Genomic DNA, 1,032 nt, shown 5'->3' with positions numbered 1-1,032 from the left:
TCGTAGAAGCGGTAGATGGTCGGGTCGGTCGGCACGCCGCCGGGGATGCTGCCGCGCACGGGGACGGTCTGCAGCTGGCGCACGGCGKCGTCGTCCAGGTCCAGCTTGGCGGCCACCACCTTGGCGGCRTYCGCGGGCAGCGGGTGCTGGCCCAGCAGCGCGGCGGTGACRAAGGCCACGCTCAGGCCGGTGCCTTCGTTGATCTGCTCGAACGTCAGGCCCTTGCGGATCTTGGCGTCGATGATGAGGTCGCTCAGGGCCTGGCGGGGGGCTTGGCTGTATTGGGATTGGGTCATGGCATTACTCCTTGGAATGGATAAAGACTGRGAACAGGGGRTGAAGCGWTCAGGCGGCGATCAGGCRGCGTTCAGGCRGCGWTCAGGCGGCGATCAGTTCGCGCCTGGCAGGGGTTGCGGATGCGCCGGGACGCGCCGCGAGGGAAACGAAGCGGTTGGTGTTGCCGTCCAGCGTGTCGATCGCGCCGGTTTCGATGTCGTAGACCCAGCCGTGCAGGTTCAGGCGGCCTTGCTCCAGCGCKAGCGCCACGGACGGGTGSGTCTTGATGTTGGCSAGCTGGGCGATGACGTTCTCGCGCACCATGGAGTCCACGCGGGCGTGCTCCGAGGCGTGCTCRCGGGCCTCGTTGACGGCCTTGGCGGCGTCCGCGTGATGCAGCCAGCCTTTCACGGCGGGCATGTGATCGAGGCACTTGCAGGTGGCCACCGCGGTCATGGCGCCGCAGTCGGAGTGGCCGCAGACCACGATGTCGGTGACGTTGAGCCCGGCCACGGCGTACTCGACACTGGCCGACACCCCGCCGGCCTGCGTGCCGTAGGCGGGCACGATATTGCCSGCGTTGCGGATGACGAACAGCTCGCCGGGCTCGCGCTGCGTGAGCAGCTCCGGCACCACCCGGCTATCCGAGCAGGCGATGAACAGGGTGCTGGGGCTCTGGCTGGTGGCCAGGCGCTTGAAGAGGTCCGAGCGCTGGGGGAAGGCGTCGCGCTGGAACTTCAGTACGCCGTCGATGAT

General features: G+C 68.2%; 1 protein-coding gene and 1 pseudogene. Both read right to left on the bottom strand.

The annotated features are described in order from the left end of the window. Positions 1 to 296 (bottom strand): annotated as a pseudogene (locus tag AC1DK4_RS40680) (cyanase); the annotation flags it as partial. 82 nt (positions 297 to 378) lie between these two features. Then, positions 379 to 1,032 (bottom strand): carbonic anhydrase (locus AC1DK4_RS40675; protein ID WP_477132268.1); only part of this gene is annotated, 654 nt, incomplete at its 5' end.

The sequence above is a fragment of the Cupriavidus sp. 05N38 genome, from assembly GCF_056397345.1.
The sequence above is the reverse complement of the archived record's forward strand: the minus strand, read 5'-3'. Positions and strand labels throughout refer to the sequence as shown.